Here is a 20,370-nt window from a genome sequence, read left to right as displayed (position 1 = left end):
GTTCCCGACACGGATCAGCCGGAACGGAAAAAATGTCGAGGTCCGGATTTTAGGGATAAAACCGGCAAACCGCGCAGTGTATAATTGATTATTACCAGGGGAAATCCCGGGAATGGAAAATCCTGATGGTCTTTTTTTATTTTCTGTTGTGAAGGAGCATATTTTACTGTATTTTGCCGCCCTTCCGCAAGAATCAAAATCGGGAAGGTAAGGCGGAGTCAATAAAAATTCTAATACAAAATAGTTATGGTTTCAGGGAAAGCAAGGTTGATTGCAAATGAAATTATTGAGCTCTATCAAAACCACGCTGATGCAGCGCAGGAAGGTGGCCAGGTTTCTCATTTTGAACACCTCATGCAACTTGCACAGACGGCGGAGATAATGGGATATGAAGAAGACGTGATTCTTGCCGCCCTGTTGCAGGATATTGGCCAGGTTGCCGTAGCCGCAAACGGTGCAGGGCAGTCCGAAGAAGACTATGCAGAGGCCGGAGCAGATTACCTGCGTGAGAAAGGGTTTGCAAAAAAACTTGTGCGGCTCGTTGAGTCAACACTGGAATCGAAGAGATACCTCGCTTTCAAAGATGAATCCTACTATAACGAGATGTCTCCGGAAGCAAAGGCGCTTCTTGAAAAACAAGGTGGTAAGATGTATGCTGAGGAGGCCGAAGCATTTGAAAAATACCCTTTGTTCGACACACTTATTGCCATTAGGAAACTTGATCAGGCCGTCAAAAATCATCAGTTGCTTCCGCCTGATGTTGAACATTTCCGGAACAGCATCATACGCCACCTGGTAAAGGGTAGCTTCTGACACCTTCCGCAAACAGTGGTGTTTCCGGCAAACAATGGCTGGTAGCGTTATACGCGGCTGTTGTCAGCTTTCTTGCTTACGCTACTATTTTCGGTTTTCGTAAAACTTATTCGGTTGCTACGTTCGATGGTATGTCCGTTGGCGGAATCGGCTATAAAGAGCTGCTGGTAATCGTCCAGGCCCTTGGCTATCTGTCGAGTAAGTTTTACGGCATTGCTTTTATTGGCGGTCTCAGCCGCTCCGGCAGATGGAAGACCATTTTTTTGCTGGTCGGCATTTCCTGGATTGCATGGTTGCTTTTCGCGATAACACCGGCGCCTTACAATATCATATTTCTTTTCATGAATGGCTTTCCACTCGGCCTGTTGTGGGGAGTGATTTTTTCATATATCGAAGGTAGGCGGGCTACTGATTTTATAGGGGCTGCCCTGGCCGTGAGTTTTATATTTTCATCGGGTTTTGTAAAATCTGTCGGGAACTACCTCATGGTCATCCAGGGAGTGGCTGAAAAATGGATGCCATTTGTAGCAGGTGCTGTATTTGTCCCCTTTCTCATTCTCTTCGTTTACCTGATGGAAAGAATCCCACCTCCGATGCCCGAAGATGTGGCCGTCCGGACTATACGGGTACCGATGACCAAAGTACAAAGGGTGGCATTTCTCCGGACTTTCCTCCCGGGCATTGTGATGCTTGTTTTGCTGTATGCTTTTCTGACCATATTCCGCGAGATACGGGACAACTTTATAGCCAATATGTGGCAGGAAATGGGTTACAGAAATCAGCCGGAACTTTTTATGCAGACAGAACTGCCTATTACCCTTTCCATTCTTATACTGATAGGCAGCATGATTGTAATCAGGAACAATTACAAGGCATTTATTGTGTCCCTGGTTTTTGTCATGGCAGGTTTTGCAGTCGCCGGAGTTTCAACATATCTGTTCGTCTACCACCATCTTAACCCCGTAACCTGGGTGACCATGGTGGGCATGGGTTTGTATATGGGATATATCCCCTACAATTGTGTTTTATTTGAACGACTTATTGCTACATTTCGCATACCCGCCAACGTTGGGTTCCTGATCTATCTTGCTGACTCAGTCGGATACATCGGTAGTGTCGGTGTGATTATAACTAAAGGGATATTTAAACTGAATCTGCGCTGGACTGTATTCTACAGTAACAGCGTGATGTTATTGTCAGTGATAGGCATCATTGGAACCGGTTTTGCGATGTATTATTTTATACGAAAATACCGGCGTCAAACTGTGTTACATTCACATGATAATTTCAATATGGATACCAGCGTTGCTCCTAAATAAGTATAAAAAAACCAGCCCTGAGGCTGGTTGTGGTAATCAGTGGTAAGCGCTACTAGCGTATAAAAAGTTTCCGCGTGATCAGTTCTTTTTTTGAGTTATTTACTGCGCGTATGATATAAACGCCATGTTGTAATTTTTGTTTTATCGCGATCGTTCCATTAGTATTTGGTTGTACCTGGTTTCTTTGCAGCAATTGACCATTTGCTGCAAACAGATCAACACTCCATGACCCTCCACCCAATCCCGGCAGATAAGCGTTAATTGATGAGCCTGATGGATCGGCTATAAAATAAACAGCGTCTTCGCGGGACCGCCAGTTGACTTTTTTAATTGCTGAGAGTTCCAGGCGATTGTCTTTATTGACCTGCTTGATCCTGAAATACAGTAATTGGGCAGGCGACCTCAACTTATACTTGTATTGGTAAGTGCTTTGTTTCTCTCCGGCATTGCCCTTCGACTGAACTATAGTGGTGGTACTAAATTGCTCGCCATCTTCACTTACCATCACTTCATAATATTGTGCCTGCGATTCATTTGACGGTTCCCATTTAATCAATGCAGAAAGCGGACCTGCATTTTGCACATTGAGGTTAATGGTGTTTGGTATAAGGGCCGTAGCCGGACAATACACGTATGAGATATTGAATGTGACAACGTCAGTTGTTGATCCAAAGTATCCCGTTGAAGAGGTAAGGTTTACATCACCATCGGTGGCATAATTAAATGCAATATCCCCGGGTCCCATAAATGCCGCAGTGTTGAACACGACGCGGTTAACCAGCGTGTCTCCGGAGATCACCGCAAGCGGGCCGGACGAAACAACATCGGGCCCTGAACCCACAATTCCATCATGTGAAGGCACCATTGAAAAGCTGTAATTTGGACTCTCAAACTCCCCGCTGTGCGAAAACGAAGCGGCAGCGCTTGTTATATCATCATAACGATAGAATCTGTGGCGAAGTGTTTTCGGTGAGTAATCGAGGTTTTCCAGCGTAAAATTGTATTGTATGGACACTACTGACTGAACCCTTACCGAGGTCAGGGTGCCAAGTGCGGGATTAAATTTAGGGAAAGTAAACTGATAGGGAGCTCGTCCGACGCCCACAACGGTTGAGTCATAAGTGATCACTGTAGGGGTAATAGCGCCGCTGCACTGTGCTTTGATTGAGGCCGCAGGCACAACGGATAAAAGTATGCCAATAAGCAGGCATCTGCTTGTTTTCATTAGTTAGGGATTTGTACCCTAAATAACTCCGGTAAAGGGTGATTTAGTATATCGGTAAGTGTTAGTCCCTATGGCGGGAACCTGCTGCTGGGGGATCCGATGTTATGGTAGAATATATCCGGACGATTCATTTTTTTTGCCCTCGAGAGTGAAACCAATCGTGGTCCCGATATCTATCCTGCTTCTTACATGGATATGGTGACCATGAGCCTCAATAATATGTTTGCAGATTGCGAGTCCCAGCCCGGTGCCGCCCTTATCGCGGCTACGTGCTGCATCGGTCCGGTAGAAGCGCTCGAATATCCGGGGAAGATGCTCTCCTTCGATCCCCGCACCGTCGTCACTGATCTCGATCAAAACATGTTGATCATCGGTCTTGTCAATACTCGCGATGATATTCCCGTTCTGTTTTCCATATTTGGTTGCATTTTCTATCAGGTTGATCAGCACCTGCTTGATTTTTTCCTTATCCGCATGCACCACAACCGGGGTTTCACAACCTTTTTTTATCTGGGCACGGATATTTTTTTGAGAAGTTTTGATGGACAGTGATTCAAATGTTTCGCGGATAAGATCCTGGATCACGAAGTTTTTCAGGTATAAATGCTGTTCGCCTGTCTCGAGTTGGGAAATTTCATCGAGGTCATTGACCAGGTTCACCAGGCGGTCGGCATTTCTTGCTGTGTTTTCAAGAAATCGTTTCCGGATAGCCTCGTCCTCCATAGCCCCATCCAGCAAAGTATCTACATAACCCTGTATTGCAAAAACCGGTGTTTTGAACTCGTGCGCGAGGTTCTGGAGGAAATCGCGGCGATAAACCTCATTTTTTCTGAGCAATTCAATTTCCTGGGTTTGGGTTTTAGCCCAGTCTTCAACATCTTTCCTGACCTCATCGATACTCTTTTTTGGAAGCAGGTATCTTGAATAGGTCTCCTCTTTCAGGGTTGCTTTTTTCTGGTAGATCAACTTGTAAATGAGCTTGATCTTCCTATAGATGAATTTTTCCAGCGTAAAAAGCACCAGTCCGTAACTTCCTGCAAAGATGATAACAAATGATATGAGGCCGACTTTCCAGTTTTGCACCAACAGCAAAATCCCCAGCGCAATCGGCGCAGAAAGCAAAAGGGCGGTTAGTGCCGCCAGCTGCCGGGGTGATAGATTCCTGGTTGTCATGATCAGCTGCTTTTCCTAAACATCAAACTTGTAACCCACGCCTTTAACGGTGGTTATGCAATCTATGCCAAGTTTCTGACGTACTTTCCTGATGTGTACATCAATCGTCCGGTCACCAACAATCACATCGTTACCCCAGATCTGGTTGAGGATCTCATTCCTGAGAAATACACGGCCCGGCCTGGAAGCCAGGAGATACAGTAGTTCAAACTCTTTTTTTGCCAACACTACCGGCTTTTCGTCAATTGTTGCCTCGAATCTGACCGGATCGATCCCGATGTTCCCGATCCTGATCATTTTCTCTTCGGGTTCATTACCCATGCGTCTGAATATAGCATGAACCCTGCTGTTCAATACTTTGGGACTGATGGGTTTGCTGATAAAATCGTCCGCGCCCGTTTCCAGCCCACGGATCTGGGATCCTTCATCACTCAGGGCCGTTAGAAAGATGATCAGGGTGTCGCGGTAAGCGGGTTGTGCCCGGAGAATCTCACAGACCTGGATCCCCGTTTTCTTCGGCATCATGATGTCAAGGATTACAAGGTCGGGTTTGAAGGTTTTGATCTTCGTGAGCGCGTCATCTCCGTCTTTTGCGGTTTCAACTTCGTATCCTTCTTTCCGGAGATTGTATTGAATGATTTCAAGAATGTCCGGCTCATCGTCAGCAATCAGGATTTTTTTGCCTTTTAACTCCATTAACTCAAAATTTACGCAAACGTAATCGAAATGACTGCTTTGCCCCCTTATAACAACCTGACTTCACAATTTGTTAATACAGAGATCACACTCGCTTGACATCGGACATCAGAAAATAAGGGTTTTTGCATCATTAGGTACGGGATTTGAATAAGCAGTAACAAGTAGCGAGACCAAATTACCAAACTTCCATACAACTAATTGAACGTAAATTTGATCTATTATCAGAGTGTTGACTATATGTATAAAGTGTTTTTTACAGTAAGCTTGCTGGTGGTTATGGGAAAAACAGGGTTTGGACAAACGTCTTACCCGTTCAAGGTATCGTTCGACAGGATGCTATGGCACGAAAACGTTGATAAACAACAGAAAAGGCTCCTGAATCCAGACGGTTCCGTCAAATTTGCAATCTCCGAATCAAATAAAGGCCTGATCTCCGCTTCATTGATCAAGGGAGTCGACAAGATCCAACAGAAGATCGAGTTTGATTCTACCCTTACCGGTCAGTTAAAGACCAAATACCTGCGTTCGCTGGAACTTATGGTAAAAAGTTATGCTGATAAATACAATAAGACAGACTACACTTACGCTATCTCGCCCGCGTTGGTGGATGCGTTTGAAGAGTGTATGGAGCTCGACAAGAAAGGCAAAAGCATTGAACCAGTTGTGCAGGCAAACGAATACGGGGTCGCAAAGATCCTGACAGAAACCTTTATATATCCTCCTGAAAATCCCGGCCTCAGGCCTTCGCAGGTGACGGTTCTGCTCAAATATCTTTTTCGTTATCCCGACGAGATCCTGCCAGAGCTCAGAAAGATACCATATCTCCCATATGCGGATTCCCTGATCAAGATCGCAGCTGACCGTGACATCAGGAAACTTTACGATTACGCAGCTTCAAGAAACGCACTCGGTACAAGGATACGTAACCATCCTGATGAACTGGTGAGGACGGTGGCACAGATGGCGAACAGCAAAAGCGGCCAGCTTTATTTTCCCTTCCTTGACAACGTACTCAAGGGCCGCATAACCCTTGCCGATATTGATAAAGTAAAGGAAAACGACGTCCAGTACTATCGACTGATGGTTAATACCCGGATTGATTATGCAAGGCGACTTCTGCCACCAACCCGTGATACAGCCTTCGAAATGCGCTCCCTTACCGATATGATGGCGCGGAAAGCAAAGGACTATTTTATCCGGGAAATCAACGCGCTCCATGCGAACGAAAACGAGAACATCCGGTTTAAACGGCTCGAGGGACTCACGCCCCAGGAATTGTACTACCTGATTGTCCTGGGAGAAGATGAAATTTACACTTCGAGTTATCTGAATGTATACAAACGAATATTCCAGAGAATGGCTGTGCCCAGGGCCGATAGCCTGCTGATGAGCGTGAACGGCGATTATTTCCGCAAGTTTATCAAGATGGCGGCCGGTTATAATACACTTAACGATTTTATGTCCAGGATGGGCAAAGGCAACGATAGCACACTTATCAAAGCCTTTGTTATTGGCCTTGAGCGTACGAAAGACAAGGGTAACCTTGAAGATGCTGTGGATGTGGCAGACTCCTATAGCAGTATCATGGACAAAAATCCCGCAATAGCCCGGTATATCCTGGATGAGGTAAGGACGAGTTATGCAAATAACGTGAGACATAACAATAAAAAGGGCATGGTCATCTATAACCTGCTCCAGGTATTGTTTGAATCGGCTGACACGACCCGGAAGGTGGACCTGTCTTCAAAACTGGGCATTCCCCCGGTTTATACTGTTGACTATAAATCGCTGACAGATTCAGCGGGAAAAGTTGTTCAGCAGGTGTTTTTTTACGGGGATGATGACAAAGACGGTCAGAATTCCTATGTCAACTTTATGGCGATGTTCCAGGGAAAACCGGAATGGAAGATCACCGAGAACCCATCCCGCCAGTGGGTAGCGATCACGTCTACCCGAGGCAAACCCGTTGCCATTTTTGCGAATAAGCCATTATACGGCGAAAATGATCCCGATGCAGCGGCGCAGCAGGCTTTGATCGAATACCTTAATGAAAAAAATCTTCATCCTACGGTAGTGATCCATCGTGGGCACAGTTACCACCTGGCTTCGACCCTCAAAAACCTGCCTTCCTCTGCACATATCGTGGTGCTGGGATCCTGCGGCGGATACAACAACCTCAATGAGGTGCTGAATGTGAGTGCTGACGCACATATCATATCTTCCAAACAAGTGGGCACTAAAACTGTGAATGAGCCGATAATCCAGGCAATCAATTCTTCCCTGGTAGCGGGCCGCAATATTGACTGGATCTCTATGTGGAAAGATCTTGGTGGCCGATTCCGGAATGATGCCGCGGCAAAGGAAAAGTTTGATGATTATATCCCGCCTTATAAAAACCTCGGGGCGATATTTATCAAAGCTTATCGTAAACAAATGGAGGAATAACGTTCTGGATATTCCGGCAACAGGGGGCAACCCTGAAGTTGTATATTTGCAGCCGTTATGCCTGAAAAGACGATAGGAAAGAAAGTTCTGGATCTGAGCCTGCTGCGAAGAGTGTTTCTCTACGCGAAACCATACAAATCAAAGTTTTACCTTTCACTTGCACTTGCGATCGTCCTTGCGGTAATGTCGCCTGTGAGGCCCTACCTGATACAGCTGACCATCAATGATTTTATCCGGCAAAACAAGATTGACTGGATAGTATGGATCACTGTTATACAGATTGCCCTGCTATTCCTGGAGACCGGGATGAGATTTTACTTTACTTTTCTTACCGCATGGCTTGGTCAGACAGTTGTAAAAGATCTCCGGGTGGCTGTTTATGAGAAGGTCTTATCCCTCAATCTCTCCCAGTTCGATAAAACGCCGATCGGTACCCTTACTACCAGGACAATTAACGATATAGAATCTATCAATGATATTTTCGCAGATGGCCTGATACCTATCATCGCGGATATGTTGTCGATCGTCGCCATCCTGGGTTATATGTTTTACGTAGACTGGCGGCTGACCCTTATTTCTCTTGCTGCTTTCCCGATACTGATTGTAGCAACCTATATTTTCAAAGAAAGCGTCAATAAATCGTTTATCCGGGTCCGTAATGCTGTGGCGCAACTCAACGCTTTTGTCCAGGAGCATATCACGGGTATGCAGATCGTGCAGTCATTTGCTGCCGAAAGCCGCGAATCTGCTAAGTTCCGCAAAATCAACACCGAGCATAGAAACGCAAACATCAATGCCATTTTCGCATATTCTGTATTTTTTCCTATCGTGGAGATTGTACTTGCTGTCGGAACGGGTCTTATGGTCTGGTGGGCCGCCACCAATGCGGTGCAAATGCCTCCTGCACAGGCAGGAGAGTTATTGGGAAAGATGGTCTCCTTTTATTTGTGCCTGAACCTCCTTTTCAGGCCCCTGCGGGTGATCGCAGATAAATTCAACGTGTTGCAGATGGGGATGGTTGCCAGTGAAAGGGTATTTAAGGTAATGGATAATGATGATGTCATCAGCGCTCAAGGTGACTATGCGCCGGAAACCGTAAAAGGAAAACTCAGGTTTGACCATGTGTGGTTTGGTTACAACGATGACCACTATGTGCTGAAGGATATTGATTTCACTCTTGAGCCAGGACAAACCGCAGCATTGGTTGGACATACAGGGAGCGGTAAAACATCGATTATCAGCCTTATTAACAGGCTGTATCATATCCAGAAGGGCTCCATAAAGATTGATGATGTAAACGTCAACGATTTCAAGCTTGATATTCTGCGTAAGAACATTGGTGTTGTGTTGCAGGACGTTTTCCTGTTTTCAGGGTCGATCATGGACAATCTCACGCTCCGCAACCCGGCTATTAGCAGGGAGCAAGTGATCAATGCCGCGAAAATGATTGACATGCATGATTACATAATGCGACTGCCCGGAGGATACGATTATAAAGTTATGGAACGGGGTAGTTCACTCAGTCTCGGGCAAAGGCAGCTTTTGTCTTTCATCCGGGCTTTGCTTTATAACCCGTCAATTCTGATCCTGGATGAAGCCACTTCGTCTATAGATACTGAAAGTGAGCTGCTTATACAAAACGCCACCGAAACGCTGATCCAGGGACGAACCTCGATAATTATTGCTCACCGGTTGTCGACCATCAGGAAGGCAGACAAGATCATTGTGCTCGATAAGGGTGAAATCAAGGAAACCGGAACGCATGATGAATTACTGGCAAAAGGGGGTTTTTACGCCAAACTGTACGAGATGCAGTTTTCAAAAACAGCGGTAAAGGCGACAGTGAAATCTTAAATTTCTTTCCCCTTTTCCTGTCAAAACACTTCATATTAATCTATCCCTTCTTATCTTTGCGCCAAATTTAGAGAAAGGTATGCCAGTTAAACGTGTTAAATCCTTATTGGTGGCGGTTTTTAGCCTGAGTTTAGTCCTGTTTTCACAGGGTGCGTTTGCGCAGCATCATGACAACGGCGACACACAGGAGGAAGAACATACCAAGAAGGAAGGTTTTAACGCAAACGAGGTGATTTTTGAGCACGTACTTGATGCTCATCAGTTTCACTTTCTCTCTTACAAAGGCAAAGATGGCGAGCAACATCATGTTTCTATACCACTGCCGGTGATACTCTATTCTCCTCAACGTGGTACGGATGTTTTTATGTCTTCAAAATTTCATCACGGGCACGAGATCTATAATGGCTATAAGTTAGAACATGGTAAGATCCATGCGGTCACTGCGGATGGCAAAATTGATGAGACAGTTAAGGTTTATGATCTTTCTCTTACCCGTAATGTGGTCCAGATGTTTATCGCACTGATCCTGCTGGTGGTCATCATGACTAATGTTGCTCGAAAATATAAGACAGGAGTGGGAGTAACGAAGGCACCAACGGGTTTGCAGAATGCAGTAGAACCGGTAATCACTTTTGTAAGGGATGAGGTAGCCAAGCCGAACCTGGGATTAAAATATGAAAAATATCTGCCTTATCTCCTGACTGTCTTCTTTTTCATTCTTATCAATAATATTTTCGGATTGATTCCGGGATCGGCAAATGTAACCGGCAACATCGCCTTTACCGCCGTACTGGGAGTGATCTCGTTTGTGGTTATCATGCTGAGTGCAAACAAACATTTCTGGAGCCATATCTTCAATCCCCCGGTACCAGGCGGTATCAAGTTTATCCTTGTTCCGGTTGAAATACTCGGCATATTCACAAAACCGTTTGCACTTATCATTCGTCTTTTTGCGAACATGCTCGCTGGTCACATCATCATTATTTGTCTTATCTCCCTGATATTTATTTTTGGCGGCCTGAATGCAGCTATCGGTTGGGGCTTTTCACCCATTTCGATCGCGTTTGCTGTGTTCATTTATGTGATTGAGGTATTGGTAGCATTTATCCAGGCATTCATCTTTACTAATCTTACCGCGGTTTTTATTGGTCAGGCGATAGAAGATACACATCATCATGAGGATACGCATCACGATGATAAACACCATCCGAAGAAGGAAGGTTATGATGATCCGGTGATAGCGTAAGAATAAGTTGAATGTGGTTTAAGAGCATTAGTGTCAAGTCTTTTTTTAATCAGTATATAAAAACACAATTATGGATCTTTTGACAATTTTGTTAAGCGAAGTACCCTGGGCGAATGCAGGTGGTGCACTCGGCGCAGGTTTAGCTGCAATCGGTGCTGGTATTGGTATCGGTCAGATCGGTAAAGGAGCTGTTGAAGCTATTGCCCGTCAACCCGAAGCCAGTAACGACATCCGCGCTAACATGATCCTGACTGCTGCGTTTATTGAGGGTGTTGCCCTTTTCGCAGTTATCGCAGGTATCCTGGCTATGTTCGTTTAGTCAACTTATTACTGCATTCAAAGCAAAGGGCGGAGAATGCAGTAATCTTTTTCTGATTAAAGAAGCAGTATTAAACTGGTTTTAGAAGCGAGATTAAAACAGCTAAAAATATTATTTAATATGGATTTACTTACCCCCTCGTTTGGATTATTACTTTGGACCCTGTTGGCCTTTGGTATCGTATTTTTCATTCTTAAGAAGTTTGCATGGAAACCAATCCTGGCGTCTTTGAAAGAAAGAGAGCTGGGAATTGCGGAGTCTATCGCAACCGCTGAAAGAGTTAAAGCAGAAATGGCTCAGTTAAAAAGCGAAAACGAAGCTTTGCTTGCCAAGGCCCGTGAAGAAAGAGCACAGATTCTGAAGGAAGCAAGGGACATCAAGGAGAAAATCCTGACAGATGCGAAGGAACAAGCTAAGGTGGAAGCGAATAAGATCATCTCGGAAGCTAACGCTGCTATCCAGACACAAAAGATGGCTGCACTTACCGATGTGAAAAACCAGGTTGGACTTCTTGTGATTGATGTAGCAGAAAAAGTACTGCGTCGTGAATTGAACAGCAAAGAAGAACAGGAAACCTTTATTCGTCAACTGGCTTCAGACGTAAAATTGAACTAGGAACACCGGCAGTCGGAACTGCTGTGATCAACGAGGAAATCTGATCTATATAAAGGGACCAATTTTCTTTACCGAATCAAAACATTTTACATGGAAGTTTCAAAGCTTCTGTGTTCAATCAGTAAAAATATATTATGCAAAATCCCCGGTTAGCAGGCAGATACGCAAAGAGCCTGATTGGGTTAGCGATAGAAAGGAACGAGCTTGACCGCGTGTACAACGACATGTTGTATCTGCAGTCGGTACTAAAACAGAGCAGGGATTTCCTGGTTATACTTCGCAGCCCGGTTATCACACCGGATAAAAAACAAGCCATTCTTCAAACCGTAACTGAAGGCAAGGTAAGCGAGATTGTTGCCGGATTCAATAGGCTGTTGATTCAGAAAGGGCGCGAAGCATTTCTACCAGAGATCATCACTGCTTATATTAATCAATACAAGGTGTTGAAAAACATCTTTGTGGTGAAGCTTATTACTGCGACGCCGGCGAGCGAAGGATTAAAGCAAATGATCATTGAGAAGGTCAGGTCCACAACTTCTTTACAAAACATAGAATTGAAGACTGAAGTTAAAGAGGATCTGATTGGTGGTTTTGTATTGCAAATGGGTGATACGCTGGTGGATGCAAGTATCAGCTATGATTTGAATGCCATCAAACAGCAATTCTTGAATAACGACTTTATCTATAACATCAGGTAGGATCAAATCAGAGGCTGCCTGTACATTGAAAGAATAAAACTAAATAATAAAACATGGTAGAAATTAAACCCGATGAAATTTCGGCTATCCTGCGTCAGCAGCTGAGCAACTTTAACGCTTCAGCGGACCTGGAAGAAGTAGGTACTGTATTGCAGGTGGGTGATGGTATAGCCCGTGTTTACGGATTGAACAACGTAAGTAGCGGTGAACTGGTGGAATTTGAAAACGGTGTTCGGGCAATTGCCTTGAATCTTGAAGAAGATAATGTAGGTGTGGTATTGATGGGAGATCCAAGTGCGGTTAAAGAGGGTGCACAGGTTAAAAGAACTGGCAAGATTGCTTCCATTAAGGTGGGAGAGGGAATGCTTGGCAGGGTTGTAAACACGCTGGGAGCGCCGATCGATGGAAAAGGACCACTTACAGGTGAATTATATGAAATGCCACTCGAGCGTAAAGCTCCGGGTGTTATCTACCGCGAACCGGTAAAGGAGCCACTACAAACCGGGTTGAAGGCTATTGATGCCATGATTCCTATCGGTCGTGGTCAGCGTGAGTTGATCATCGGCGACCGTCAGACAGGTAAAACAGCGATCGCTGTAGATACCATCATCAACCAGAAAGAGTTTTACACTGCCGGCAAACCAGTGTATTGTATATATGTTGCGATCGGTCAGAAAGCATCTACCATAGCAGGGGTAATGAAAACGTTGGAAGACAACGGCGCAATGGCATTCACTACGATTGTTGCCGCTTCAGCTTCTGAACCAGCTCCATTGCAGTTCTATGCTCCTTTTGCAGGTGCAGCCATCGGAGAATTTTTCCGCGATACCGGTCGTCCTGCACTGATCATTTATGACGATCTGTCAAAACAGGCTGTGGCCTACCGCGAGGTATCTTTATTGTTGCGCCGTCCACCGGGCCGTGAAGCATATCCTGGTGACGTATTCTACCTGCACAGTCGCTTACTTGAGCGTGCTGCAAAGGTGATCAGTGATGATAGTGTTGCCAAAGACATGAACGATCTTCCTGAATCGATCCGTCATCTTGTTAAGGGCGGAGGATCACTCACCGCTTTACCGATCATCGAAACACAGGCTGGTGACGTATCTGCTTATATCCCGACAAACGTGATATCCATCACCGATGGCCAGATCTTCCTTGAGTCAAACCTTTTCAACGCTGGTATCCGTCCTGCTATCAACGTAGGTATTTCGGTTAGCCGTGTGGGTGGTAATGCCCAGATCAAATCAATGAAAAAAGTATCTGGTACACTTAAGCTCGACCAGGCTTTGTACCGGGAAATGGAAGCCTTCTCGAAGTTCGGAGGTGATCTTGATGCCGCCACAAAAGTGGTACTCGACAAAGGTGCACGTAATGTGGAAGTGTTAAAGCAACTTCAGTACTCTCCGGTTGCGGTTGAGAAACAAGTTGCCATAATCTATCTGGGTACCCAGGGATTGCTGCGTGAAGTAGCAGTTCGTAAGGTTAAGCAATTCGAAGAGCATTTCCTGCTTGAGATGGAAAACAAGTATCCTGAAATTCTTGCAGAATTTAAAAAAGGTAATCTTCCTGAAGACGGACTTAAGAAAATGGTGGAACTTGCCAATGGCATCATTCCTCAATACAAAGCTTAATCCGGTCAGCATAAAGCACTATAATAATGAAACCTCCCCCGGGAGGTTTTTTTTATGCCATTTTGCAAGCTTATTCAGCTGATACCTAGAGTGCTATATTATGACCTAAATGTTTTTTGAAGAAATTTTCCACCCTCTATTGCAATATCAGAATTTTGTCTCTTTATTTGTATCACGATCAAACGCTGATCGCTACTGATCTCCAATCCCTCTTAAGACCGTACTCTGAATATCCGCTGACTTACGTTTTCCATTTTCCTTCGGAAATAACCGCTGTTCTCCAATCTTCTGTGAGCCCACGACACGTATTCCCGATCCCTAAAATAAAAATGTATGAAAACGTACCCAGGCTCTTATAATCTGTCAGGATTATATCTCAAAAAAATCACACTTTCAGTATTCATAATCATTATCTCGTTGCCCGCATTTTCGCAGGAGCTGGCAATCGTTAAGTCGGGTTATCAGCATATCGCTGCTGTAGCATCATGGAGCGAAACGATAAAAACAAATGAAGGCGGAGCAGCGAACTGGATGAATCTTTCCCGCAACAACGGTTCCGGGCAGAAGGTAACGATGGAAAAGAATATGGAAATCGTTGATAGTTCATTCAAGGTTTGCCTGCATAACCGAAGGGCAGTCATCAACTGGACCTCTTACCAGGATGTGAACACAAACTTTTATGTTATAGAAAGAAGTGTAAATGGTCAACCTTTCAGGGAAGTTGCCAAGGTTTTTACTTCCCCTGATTCAACGGCGAAATTTGACTACCAGTATTTTGATAATCTCAGTGCCGACATAAAAGGTGCAATTTATTACAGGATTAAAATCCTTGATGCGAACGAACAGCCTGTATACACGCCGGTTCAACTTGCTTCTTCAAATAAAACTTACGAGAATTTATTTGTGTCACTTAAAAATTAATCTATCGAATCAATTTATACTCAAGTCACTAATAACGCAAGCTCTTAAGTTTTTCAACAAATGATATTAAACGTTTTATTTTAAAGGGTACGATCAACAACGGCCCGGTTTTTCTAAGCTGGGCCTTATTTTCCTCTCTGATTCAAACAAGCATAAACGAAAGGAAGCAACCAGATAAATGTTGATCAGTAGTTCAGATCATAAAACACTCGTACCAGGTATCATATTGTCTATCGTTATATAGTAAACGTTTTATTTTAAAGGGTACGATCAACAACGGCCTGGCTTTTCTAAGCCGGGCCTTAATTTTTTAGTTTTGCCTGATGAGTTTGTTAACCAGGATCTTTTCATTTCCACTGAATACTTCGATCACAAAAATGCCATTCCCCGCGTTTGCTGGTATATCCAGCTTTACGGTATGATTACCCTTGCTTAATGATTGCTTATTGTCAACTATCGTTCTGCCCTGGAAGTCCACGATCCTGATTGTTACATGCTCATTATTTCTTAATTGGAAATCAATCTTCAGTTCTTTCACAAACGGATTCGGAAGCACGGTCACCATTGGCTTGTTACCAGCGGATAGCCTGATCACCTGTGAGTGTGTGTAAAGACCATTTATGCCGATCAGCTTCAGGCGATAGAACCGGGTCGCAGTTTTGTTGCTGTTATCAGTCCAGGCATACCGGTTTTCATATGAGCCATCCTTTCTTGCAGAGACTGTACCTGCATGAACAAAATTGCTGCCGTCCGCCGAGAACTCAACTTCATAACGACTTACTTCCTGGTCTGTAGTGACTGTCCACGCGAGATTACTCTGTTCATGGTATATGGTCCCTTTCAGTGAGATGTGGGATGCGGGTAGTACCCCATCAGAATAAAAACAAGTTGGATTCTGACCACCGTTTTGACCCGGATCATCGGAATTAATAAACATCGTATTGCCGTTGTCATCCAGCAAAGTGATCCGCGATTGATTGCAGACGTAGTTTAGTGGATCAATCCGGGCGCGGAATGTCATAACAACTTTGTTCGCTGCCCCGGGTTTTATGATACCAGGTTGTTCGCCGGTTGAACTGATCAACCGTCCACCAGGTATTGAATAAGGCATTGCCCCCGAAACATCAGGTACGGTTACTCCATTGATCGTGGTGCTTCCTGCTATATAATTAGTAGAAGCCGGAATGCCATCATATAACTTAACGCCTGCAGCGTTTATGTTGCCTGTATTGGAGACCTCGATCCTGTATTCGACAGTATCACCTCCAACAACAAAGGGGTTGCCGTTAATATTACTGTAAGTTTTGTTTGCCGTGAGGGCAGGGGCGAGCACCGGAAATGCACAACTGGTATAATCTCCGTTCGTCCACACGTTTATAGTGCTTCCTCCTGTAATCGATGAAGCAGCCATGGTTGCCAGGTTCACCGTATATACATTCTGATATGCACCGCCGATATACACACTTCCCGAAGCATCAACTGCAATTGAATTGGATGTTCCGGGGAAAGGATTAACCGAACCCAGGAACGTAGACACTTTGGTATTCGGATTGATCTTATACAAATTACTTGAGTTTGCTACAAGGTATAGATTGCCTGATCCGTCACCGAAAATGTCTCCACCTTTTTCGTTGAGAATATCCATCGTTCCGTTGGAAGGTGCATTGAGCAATGCACCTAACCTTGTGATTACAGGCAGCCCGGCACCATTCATTGAAAACCGGATAATGTCCATACCATTTTCGGTGATCGCATAACCAAAACCATCAGAAGCAAATGACATACGATTCACATTATAACCTGCACCCGTTGTAGTCTCTACAGGATAACCGGTAAATCGCTTTGCTACAACAGGTGTTGAATTAAGATCCACATAAGAAAGGTCCTGTGGTGCTGTACTGTTGTTGTTCACAAAATATATCCTGTTGGTTGCTTTATCATAAGCGATAGCAGAAGCATATAGTAACACGGAGCCGGCAGTGAGCGATGCCCCGCTGACTGCATCGAAACACAAACCGGTTGCGCCGTTATAAATTGTGGAACTGGCGGTTCCGTTTGATGTATTCAGCAATTTGATATAACGGTATGGTCTGTTAGATGGTGACTGCGGGAATCCATCAACTGTACTCGAAGTTGACTGGTAGACCATAGAACAGGTGGGATCGGGACTTAGATTTGTAAAAACGGTATTGGTGTTCTGGACAACTGCACTTGATTGGTACAGTGATTCAACTACCGCAGAGTTCCTGATATTTCCGCCATTCGCGGTAACTCTTACCCTGAATTTAATAACTGCAGTGATATTCGGTCTTAATATTCCAGATGAAGCGCCCGGTGATTGGATGGCGCTGCCAGCACCGGTAAAAGGCATGAGACCTGTTCTGTCTGCAACTGCAACTCCATTGAGCGTAGTGCTATTGAGAACATATACTGATCCTGCAGGGATGTTATCCATCATCTTCGAAGCAGTAAGGTTCTGGGTCGAAAGATTCCTGACATTAATAGTATATTCCAGGATGTGCGTCTGGGCAGCCAGAGTGCCTGTGGTTCCGGTGGTAATGTTGTCAACCGTCTTACTCAGATCAAGGGTTTGTGCCCCGACGATCTCTGCCATTACCAGCAAAAGAACTGTAAGTAATGTTGAGGTAAAATTTGGTTTCATAGGCGTTGGATAAAAATGTGTTCATAGATATTTTGTGGTGAAACAACTGTTATTGTTTCAATATTTTAAATACCAATCGTTCCCCGGTTTCATCGGAGCTGATGGTGATTATATATAGTTGGTTCTTTAGGTCAGATATGTCAATTGATTTTTCAAATCGCCCTGTTACCAACGTGTTTATTACCCTGACTTTCACACCGGTAATCGATGAAATGGTGATCAGGTAGTTGACAGGAGCAGATGAGTGCAGTTGCAGTGTGAGTTGTTCATGGGCCGGGTTCGGATATAGCCTCGCTTTGCCCGCGATGTTTTGGTGATTGTCTTTTACCTCGACAGGCGACTTTGTATCGAGCACAATAGCAGGTGACTTCACCACCTCGATATTGTCAATATAGAACCCGTCATCGTTGTCACTTGCGTCTGATGTAAATGCGAACCTCAATCCTATGGTTGAGAGTCCGACATAATCACTAAGATCAATTGTTTCCCTGGTCCAGTTTTCACGTATACCAGTAAGAACAGGTGGATTGGTTTCTGCAATGGTATGGCGACCACACACAGCTGCGTACGAAGCACCCGCTCCAATGCCATTCGGTGAAATCTGTACCTGGAGTTTGTCCTCTCCGTTTTGTGCACGATGTTTTACCCAGAACGACAAGTATGCAGCAGTGGCACCAGTAAGATCCAAAACCTGGTTGTAAGTAGCAGTGGAACTTACAGAAGAGCCATAATTTGATGCAGGAGATTCACTAAGTGACCTGCTACCCTGGAACGCTGACATTGAGGATGCTCCCCATGAGCCGGTGAACGTCCAGTTTGATAGTGAACCTTCAACATCTTCGTTGAGCAGGATGGCCGGTTGATAGATTTTTTCGATGGTATCCTTCAACAATATTCCACCTGTATTGACCTGGTATACAAACCTGATCTTGTCGCCAGCGCTGATTCCTGCTGAAAGCGTATAATTTATCTGCCCATGTACAGTGTCACCGTAGTTGGATAGCCCACCGTTAACATAAGCAGGCCCGGCAGCCTGAATATTCTGAATGGGAATAATGTTGACAGTAACAGGCCCGGTACTTATGCCGATTCTTAACAAGCTAAAATTAAAGTTGCCGGTGGTTGCGTTAACCGCTATTTTATCACGATCCTGGATCTCGTAATACGCGCCTGCCATATAGGCCATCTGGAGATTGGCGAAAAACATTGACCTGGCAATGGGCAGGATATTGCTGGCGGAAGGCCAGAATCCCAGTGAGGACGGTCCTACTTCTACCGTATAGCCGTAAGTTTTTTGTTTGTTGCCAATGCCTATGTCACCAGCCATGTGGTAATCGCGCGAGTTACCAACTGCATAATAATTGACAGTCTCCATACCATCCCCGGCAAAATAGCCATTGTATTTTCCCATCAGCGCCGATGCATATTTGTAAAACCTGCTGTCAGCTGTGGTGAAAGGATGGTTCGCCGGAACACCATAAGGCGTGACATAATAGTTGCCGTATGCATGATGGTCAATTACAAGCTTTAGATGACGGGCCTGCGCAAACTGCCGGATGGCCTGCGTTTCCGGTTCTGAAAAAGATGACGGTCCTATATAAGAATCACTGGATGGATCTGTTGAGATGTTAATGTTGGGGCCTGATACTCCCCAGTCCACATTATAATTTCTGTTCAGATCAACACCGTATCTGCCCGATCCGTTGTTGCGCCTGTTCTTCCGCCACATTCCACCACCCCCCGGCGTATTTGTTTCATTATAAACATAGCCATCGGGATTCACGCAAGGGATAAAGAACAACTCCCGGTTATCAACAAGCGCTGCAATGTCCGGGTCAGTCACATAATTTTCCGCCAGGTATTGCATAAAGAAAAACAGGTTCATCATACTCATGCCTTCCCTTGCATGATGGAGGCCCGTATATAAAACTTCAGCTTCGTTTTCGTTTACTGTTACGTTATCAGAGATCTTAACTACTATTAACGGTCTTCCACCTGCTGTTGTTTGCGGTAATATAATCTTCTGCACAAGCGTGGGATAATGATTCACCAGTGAATCAATCCTTGCCTGCATCTCACTAAACCTATAATAGCCTCCGTAGGTGCCCGAAATGAAACCAACTGGTTTGGATATACCTGCCAGGTGTGTAGCGCATGAGTTTTCAAAATGGAGCTTTCCTTTTTGCATCAGCATCTCGGGATCACCTTCAGTGATTTGGTTGTTTTGCTGAAAAAGCGCTATTTCATCATTCACAATAACATCATAAGCAATACCGGCCTGTTGGAGCTTTAGTATATCGTTTTCATGTAATGTAGAAGTAAATGTTCCGGCCAGTTTGTTGAAGTCTCCGTGGTCAAGATCAAGGTCGAGTTTAATCAGCGTTTGCATGCCTCCGGGCGGGATAGCAATTTTTACGCGTGAATACCTCGTTTGGCTGTTCAACACCTGTGAGGTAAGGATCATCACAAGCGGAAGACATGCTCTAAAGGTTCTCGATAACATAGGGGTCGGATCTGGTTAGGGTTCTAATCTGATGTTAGGTACGGCGATAAATTGGATCCGCAAAAGTAGTTTTGACATCACTGTTCGGGCGGTGAACTTCGTAATAACCCCTCGTAAAATCCCCTATTATCTAAAATTCTCGGTAGATATCCGATTGATTACGAATACTTAACAAATATAAAGTACTTCTATATCATTTGCTGCAATCCCTGTCCGGATCCCGATAAATACTGTTTCCCCTATA

General features: G+C 44.6%; 15 protein-coding genes. 10 read left to right on the top strand and 5 right to left on the bottom strand.

Features of this window, described 5'->3' with window-relative positions; genetic code table 11:
• The first annotated feature begins 246 nt into the window (after positions 1 to 246).
• Both ACX0G7_RS06315 and ACX0G7_RS06310 read left to right on the top strand, forming a co-directional pair.
• On the top strand, positions 247 to 813 hold the full coding sequence (locus ACX0G7_RS06315) for a phosphohydrolase (protein WP_458922587.1): 567 nt from the start codon (positions 247 to 249) through the stop codon (positions 811 to 813).
• On the top strand, positions 810 to 2,132 hold the full coding sequence (locus ACX0G7_RS06310; protein WP_458922719.1) for a DUF5690 family protein: 1,323 nt from the start codon (positions 810 to 812) through the stop codon (positions 2,130 to 2,132). The genes ACX0G7_RS06315 and ACX0G7_RS06310 overlap by 4 nt, the downstream gene beginning before the upstream one ends.
• A gap of 52 nt (positions 2,133 to 2,184) precedes the next feature.
• On the opposite strand, the gene ACX0G7_RS06305 is transcribed toward ACX0G7_RS06310, so the two are convergent.
• The 3 genes from ACX0G7_RS06305 to ACX0G7_RS06295 all read right to left on the bottom strand — a co-directional run bounded on the left by ACX0G7_RS06305 (position 2,185) and on the right by ACX0G7_RS06295 (position 5,226).
• Positions 2,185 to 3,357 carry a choice-of-anchor E domain-containing protein gene (locus ACX0G7_RS06305; protein WP_458922586.1) on the bottom strand — a complete coding sequence of 391 codons (1,173 nt, stop codon included), beginning with the start codon at positions 3,355 to 3,357 and terminating at the stop codon, positions 2,185 to 2,187.
• A gap of 102 nt (positions 3,358 to 3,459) precedes the next feature.
• The gene (locus ACX0G7_RS06300) at positions 3,460 to 4,530 is read right to left on the bottom strand and encodes a sensor histidine kinase (protein ID WP_458922585.1); all 1,071 of its coding nucleotides are present in this window, start codon (positions 4,528 to 4,530) and stop codon (positions 3,460 to 3,462) included.
• 15 nt (positions 4,531 to 4,545) lie between these two features.
• Positions 4,546 to 5,226, bottom strand: coding sequence for a response regulator (locus ACX0G7_RS06295; RefSeq protein ID WP_458922584.1), 681 nt, complete (start codon positions 5,224 to 5,226; stop codon positions 4,546 to 4,548).
• A 201-nt stretch (positions 5,227 to 5,427) separates the two neighbouring features.
• Between ACX0G7_RS06295 and ACX0G7_RS06290 the strand changes: the two genes are divergently transcribed.
• The 8 genes from ACX0G7_RS06290 (at position 5,428) to ACX0G7_RS06255 (ending at position 14,961) form a co-directional block, all read left to right on the top strand.
• Positions 5,428 to 7,674: a hypothetical protein gene (locus ACX0G7_RS06290; RefSeq protein WP_458922583.1), complete on the top strand. Its 2,247-nt coding sequence runs from the start codon at positions 5,428 to 5,430 to the stop codon at positions 7,672 to 7,674.
• A 57-nt stretch (positions 7,675 to 7,731) separates the two neighbouring features.
• Positions 7,732 to 9,528 carry an ABC transporter ATP-binding protein gene (locus ACX0G7_RS06285; protein ID WP_458922582.1) on the top strand — a complete coding sequence of 599 codons (1,797 nt, stop codon included), beginning with the start codon at positions 7,732 to 7,734 and terminating at the stop codon, positions 9,526 to 9,528.
• A 79-nt stretch (positions 9,529 to 9,607) separates the two neighbouring features.
• Positions 9,608 to 10,774, top strand: a complete 1,167-nt coding sequence (atpB, locus tag ACX0G7_RS06280) for a F0F1 ATP synthase subunit A (protein WP_458922581.1) — start codon at positions 9,608 to 9,610, stop codon at positions 10,772 to 10,774.
• 70 nt (positions 10,775 to 10,844) lie between these two features.
• A complete protein-coding gene (atpE, locus tag ACX0G7_RS06275; RefSeq protein WP_458922580.1) occupies positions 10,845 to 11,093 on the top strand; it encodes an ATP synthase F0 subunit C in 249 nt (82 codons plus the stop codon).
• A gap of 120 nt (positions 11,094 to 11,213) precedes the next feature.
• Positions 11,214 to 11,708 carry a F0F1 ATP synthase subunit B gene (gene atpF / locus ACX0G7_RS06270; protein ID WP_458922579.1) on the top strand — a complete coding sequence of 165 codons (495 nt, stop codon included), beginning with the start codon at positions 11,214 to 11,216 and terminating at the stop codon, positions 11,706 to 11,708.
• A gap of 134 nt (positions 11,709 to 11,842) precedes the next feature.
• On the top strand, positions 11,843 to 12,406 hold the full coding sequence (gene atpH / locus ACX0G7_RS06265) for an ATP synthase F1 subunit delta (RefSeq protein WP_458922578.1): 564 nt from the start codon (positions 11,843 to 11,845) through the stop codon (positions 12,404 to 12,406).
• 53 nt (positions 12,407 to 12,459) lie between these two features.
• A complete protein-coding gene (gene atpA, locus ACX0G7_RS06260; RefSeq protein WP_458922577.1) occupies positions 12,460 to 14,040 on the top strand; it encodes a F0F1 ATP synthase subunit alpha in 1,581 nt (526 codons plus the stop codon).
• A 333-nt stretch (positions 14,041 to 14,373) separates the two neighbouring features.
• Positions 14,374 to 14,961 (top strand): hypothetical protein, encoded by a 588-nt coding sequence (locus ACX0G7_RS06255; protein ID WP_458922576.1) that lies wholly within the window; start codon positions 14,374 to 14,376, stop codon positions 14,959 to 14,961.
• Positions 14,962 to 15,271: 310 nt separating this feature from the next.
• Here the strand turns inward: ACX0G7_RS06255 and ACX0G7_RS06250 are convergent, their stop codons facing one another.
• Together ACX0G7_RS06250 and ACX0G7_RS06245 are read right to left on the bottom strand one after the other, a co-directional pair.
• Complete coding sequence (locus ACX0G7_RS06250; protein ID WP_458922575.1) at positions 15,272 to 17,623, bottom strand: T9SS type A sorting domain-containing protein; 2,352 nt, start codon at positions 17,621 to 17,623, stop codon at positions 15,272 to 15,274.
• A gap of 49 nt (positions 17,624 to 17,672) precedes the next feature.
• On the bottom strand, positions 17,673 to 20,126 hold the full coding sequence (locus tag ACX0G7_RS06245; protein ID WP_458922574.1) for a M14 family zinc carboxypeptidase: 2,454 nt from the start codon (positions 20,124 to 20,126) through the stop codon (positions 17,673 to 17,675).
• Between the last annotated feature and the right edge of the window lie 244 nt (positions 20,127 to 20,370).

It is taken from the genome of Flavitalea antarctica (assembly GCF_054461535.1).
This window is presented reverse-complemented; position numbering and strand designations above follow the sequence as displayed.

Bases quoted from the DNA above. Each gene is read 5' to 3' on its own strand.
- ACX0G7_RS06315 (WP_458922587.1), top strand. From the start codon at position 247: ATGGTTTCAGGGAAAGCAAGGTTGATTGCAAATGAAATTATTGAGCTC.
- ACX0G7_RS06305 (WP_458922586.1), bottom strand. From the start codon at position 3,357: ATGAAAACAAGCAGATGCCTGCTTATTGGCATACTTTTATCCGTTGTG.
- ACX0G7_RS06300 (WP_458922585.1), bottom strand. From the start codon at position 4,530: ATGACAACCAGGAATCTATCACCCCGGCAGCTGGCGGCACTAACCGCC.
- ACX0G7_RS06295 (WP_458922584.1), bottom strand. From the start codon at position 5,226: ATGGAGTTAAAAGGCAAAAAAATCCTGATTGCTGACGATGAGCCGGAC.
- ACX0G7_RS06285 (WP_458922582.1), top strand. From the start codon at position 7,732: ATGCCTGAAAAGACGATAGGAAAGAAAGTTCTGGATCTGAGCCTGCTG.
- atpB (WP_458922581.1), top strand. From the start codon at position 9,608: ATGCCAGTTAAACGTGTTAAATCCTTATTGGTGGCGGTTTTTAGCCTG.
- atpE (WP_458922580.1), top strand. From the start codon at position 10,845: ATGGATCTTTTGACAATTTTGTTAAGCGAAGTACCCTGGGCGAATGCA.
- atpF (WP_458922579.1), top strand. From the start codon at position 11,214: ATGGATTTACTTACCCCCTCGTTTGGATTATTACTTTGGACCCTGTTG.
- atpH (WP_458922578.1), top strand. From the start codon at position 11,843: ATGCAAAATCCCCGGTTAGCAGGCAGATACGCAAAGAGCCTGATTGGG.
- atpA (WP_458922577.1), top strand. From the start codon at position 12,460: ATGGTAGAAATTAAACCCGATGAAATTTCGGCTATCCTGCGTCAGCAG.
- ACX0G7_RS06255 (WP_458922576.1), top strand. From the start codon at position 14,374: ATGAAAACGTACCCAGGCTCTTATAATCTGTCAGGATTATATCTCAAA.
- ACX0G7_RS06250 (WP_458922575.1), bottom strand. From the start codon at position 17,623: ATGAAACCAAATTTTACCTCAACATTACTTACAGTTCTTTTGCTGGTA.
- ACX0G7_RS06245 (WP_458922574.1), bottom strand. From the start codon at position 20,126: ATGTTATCGAGAACCTTTAGAGCATGTCTTCCGCTTGTGATGATCCTT.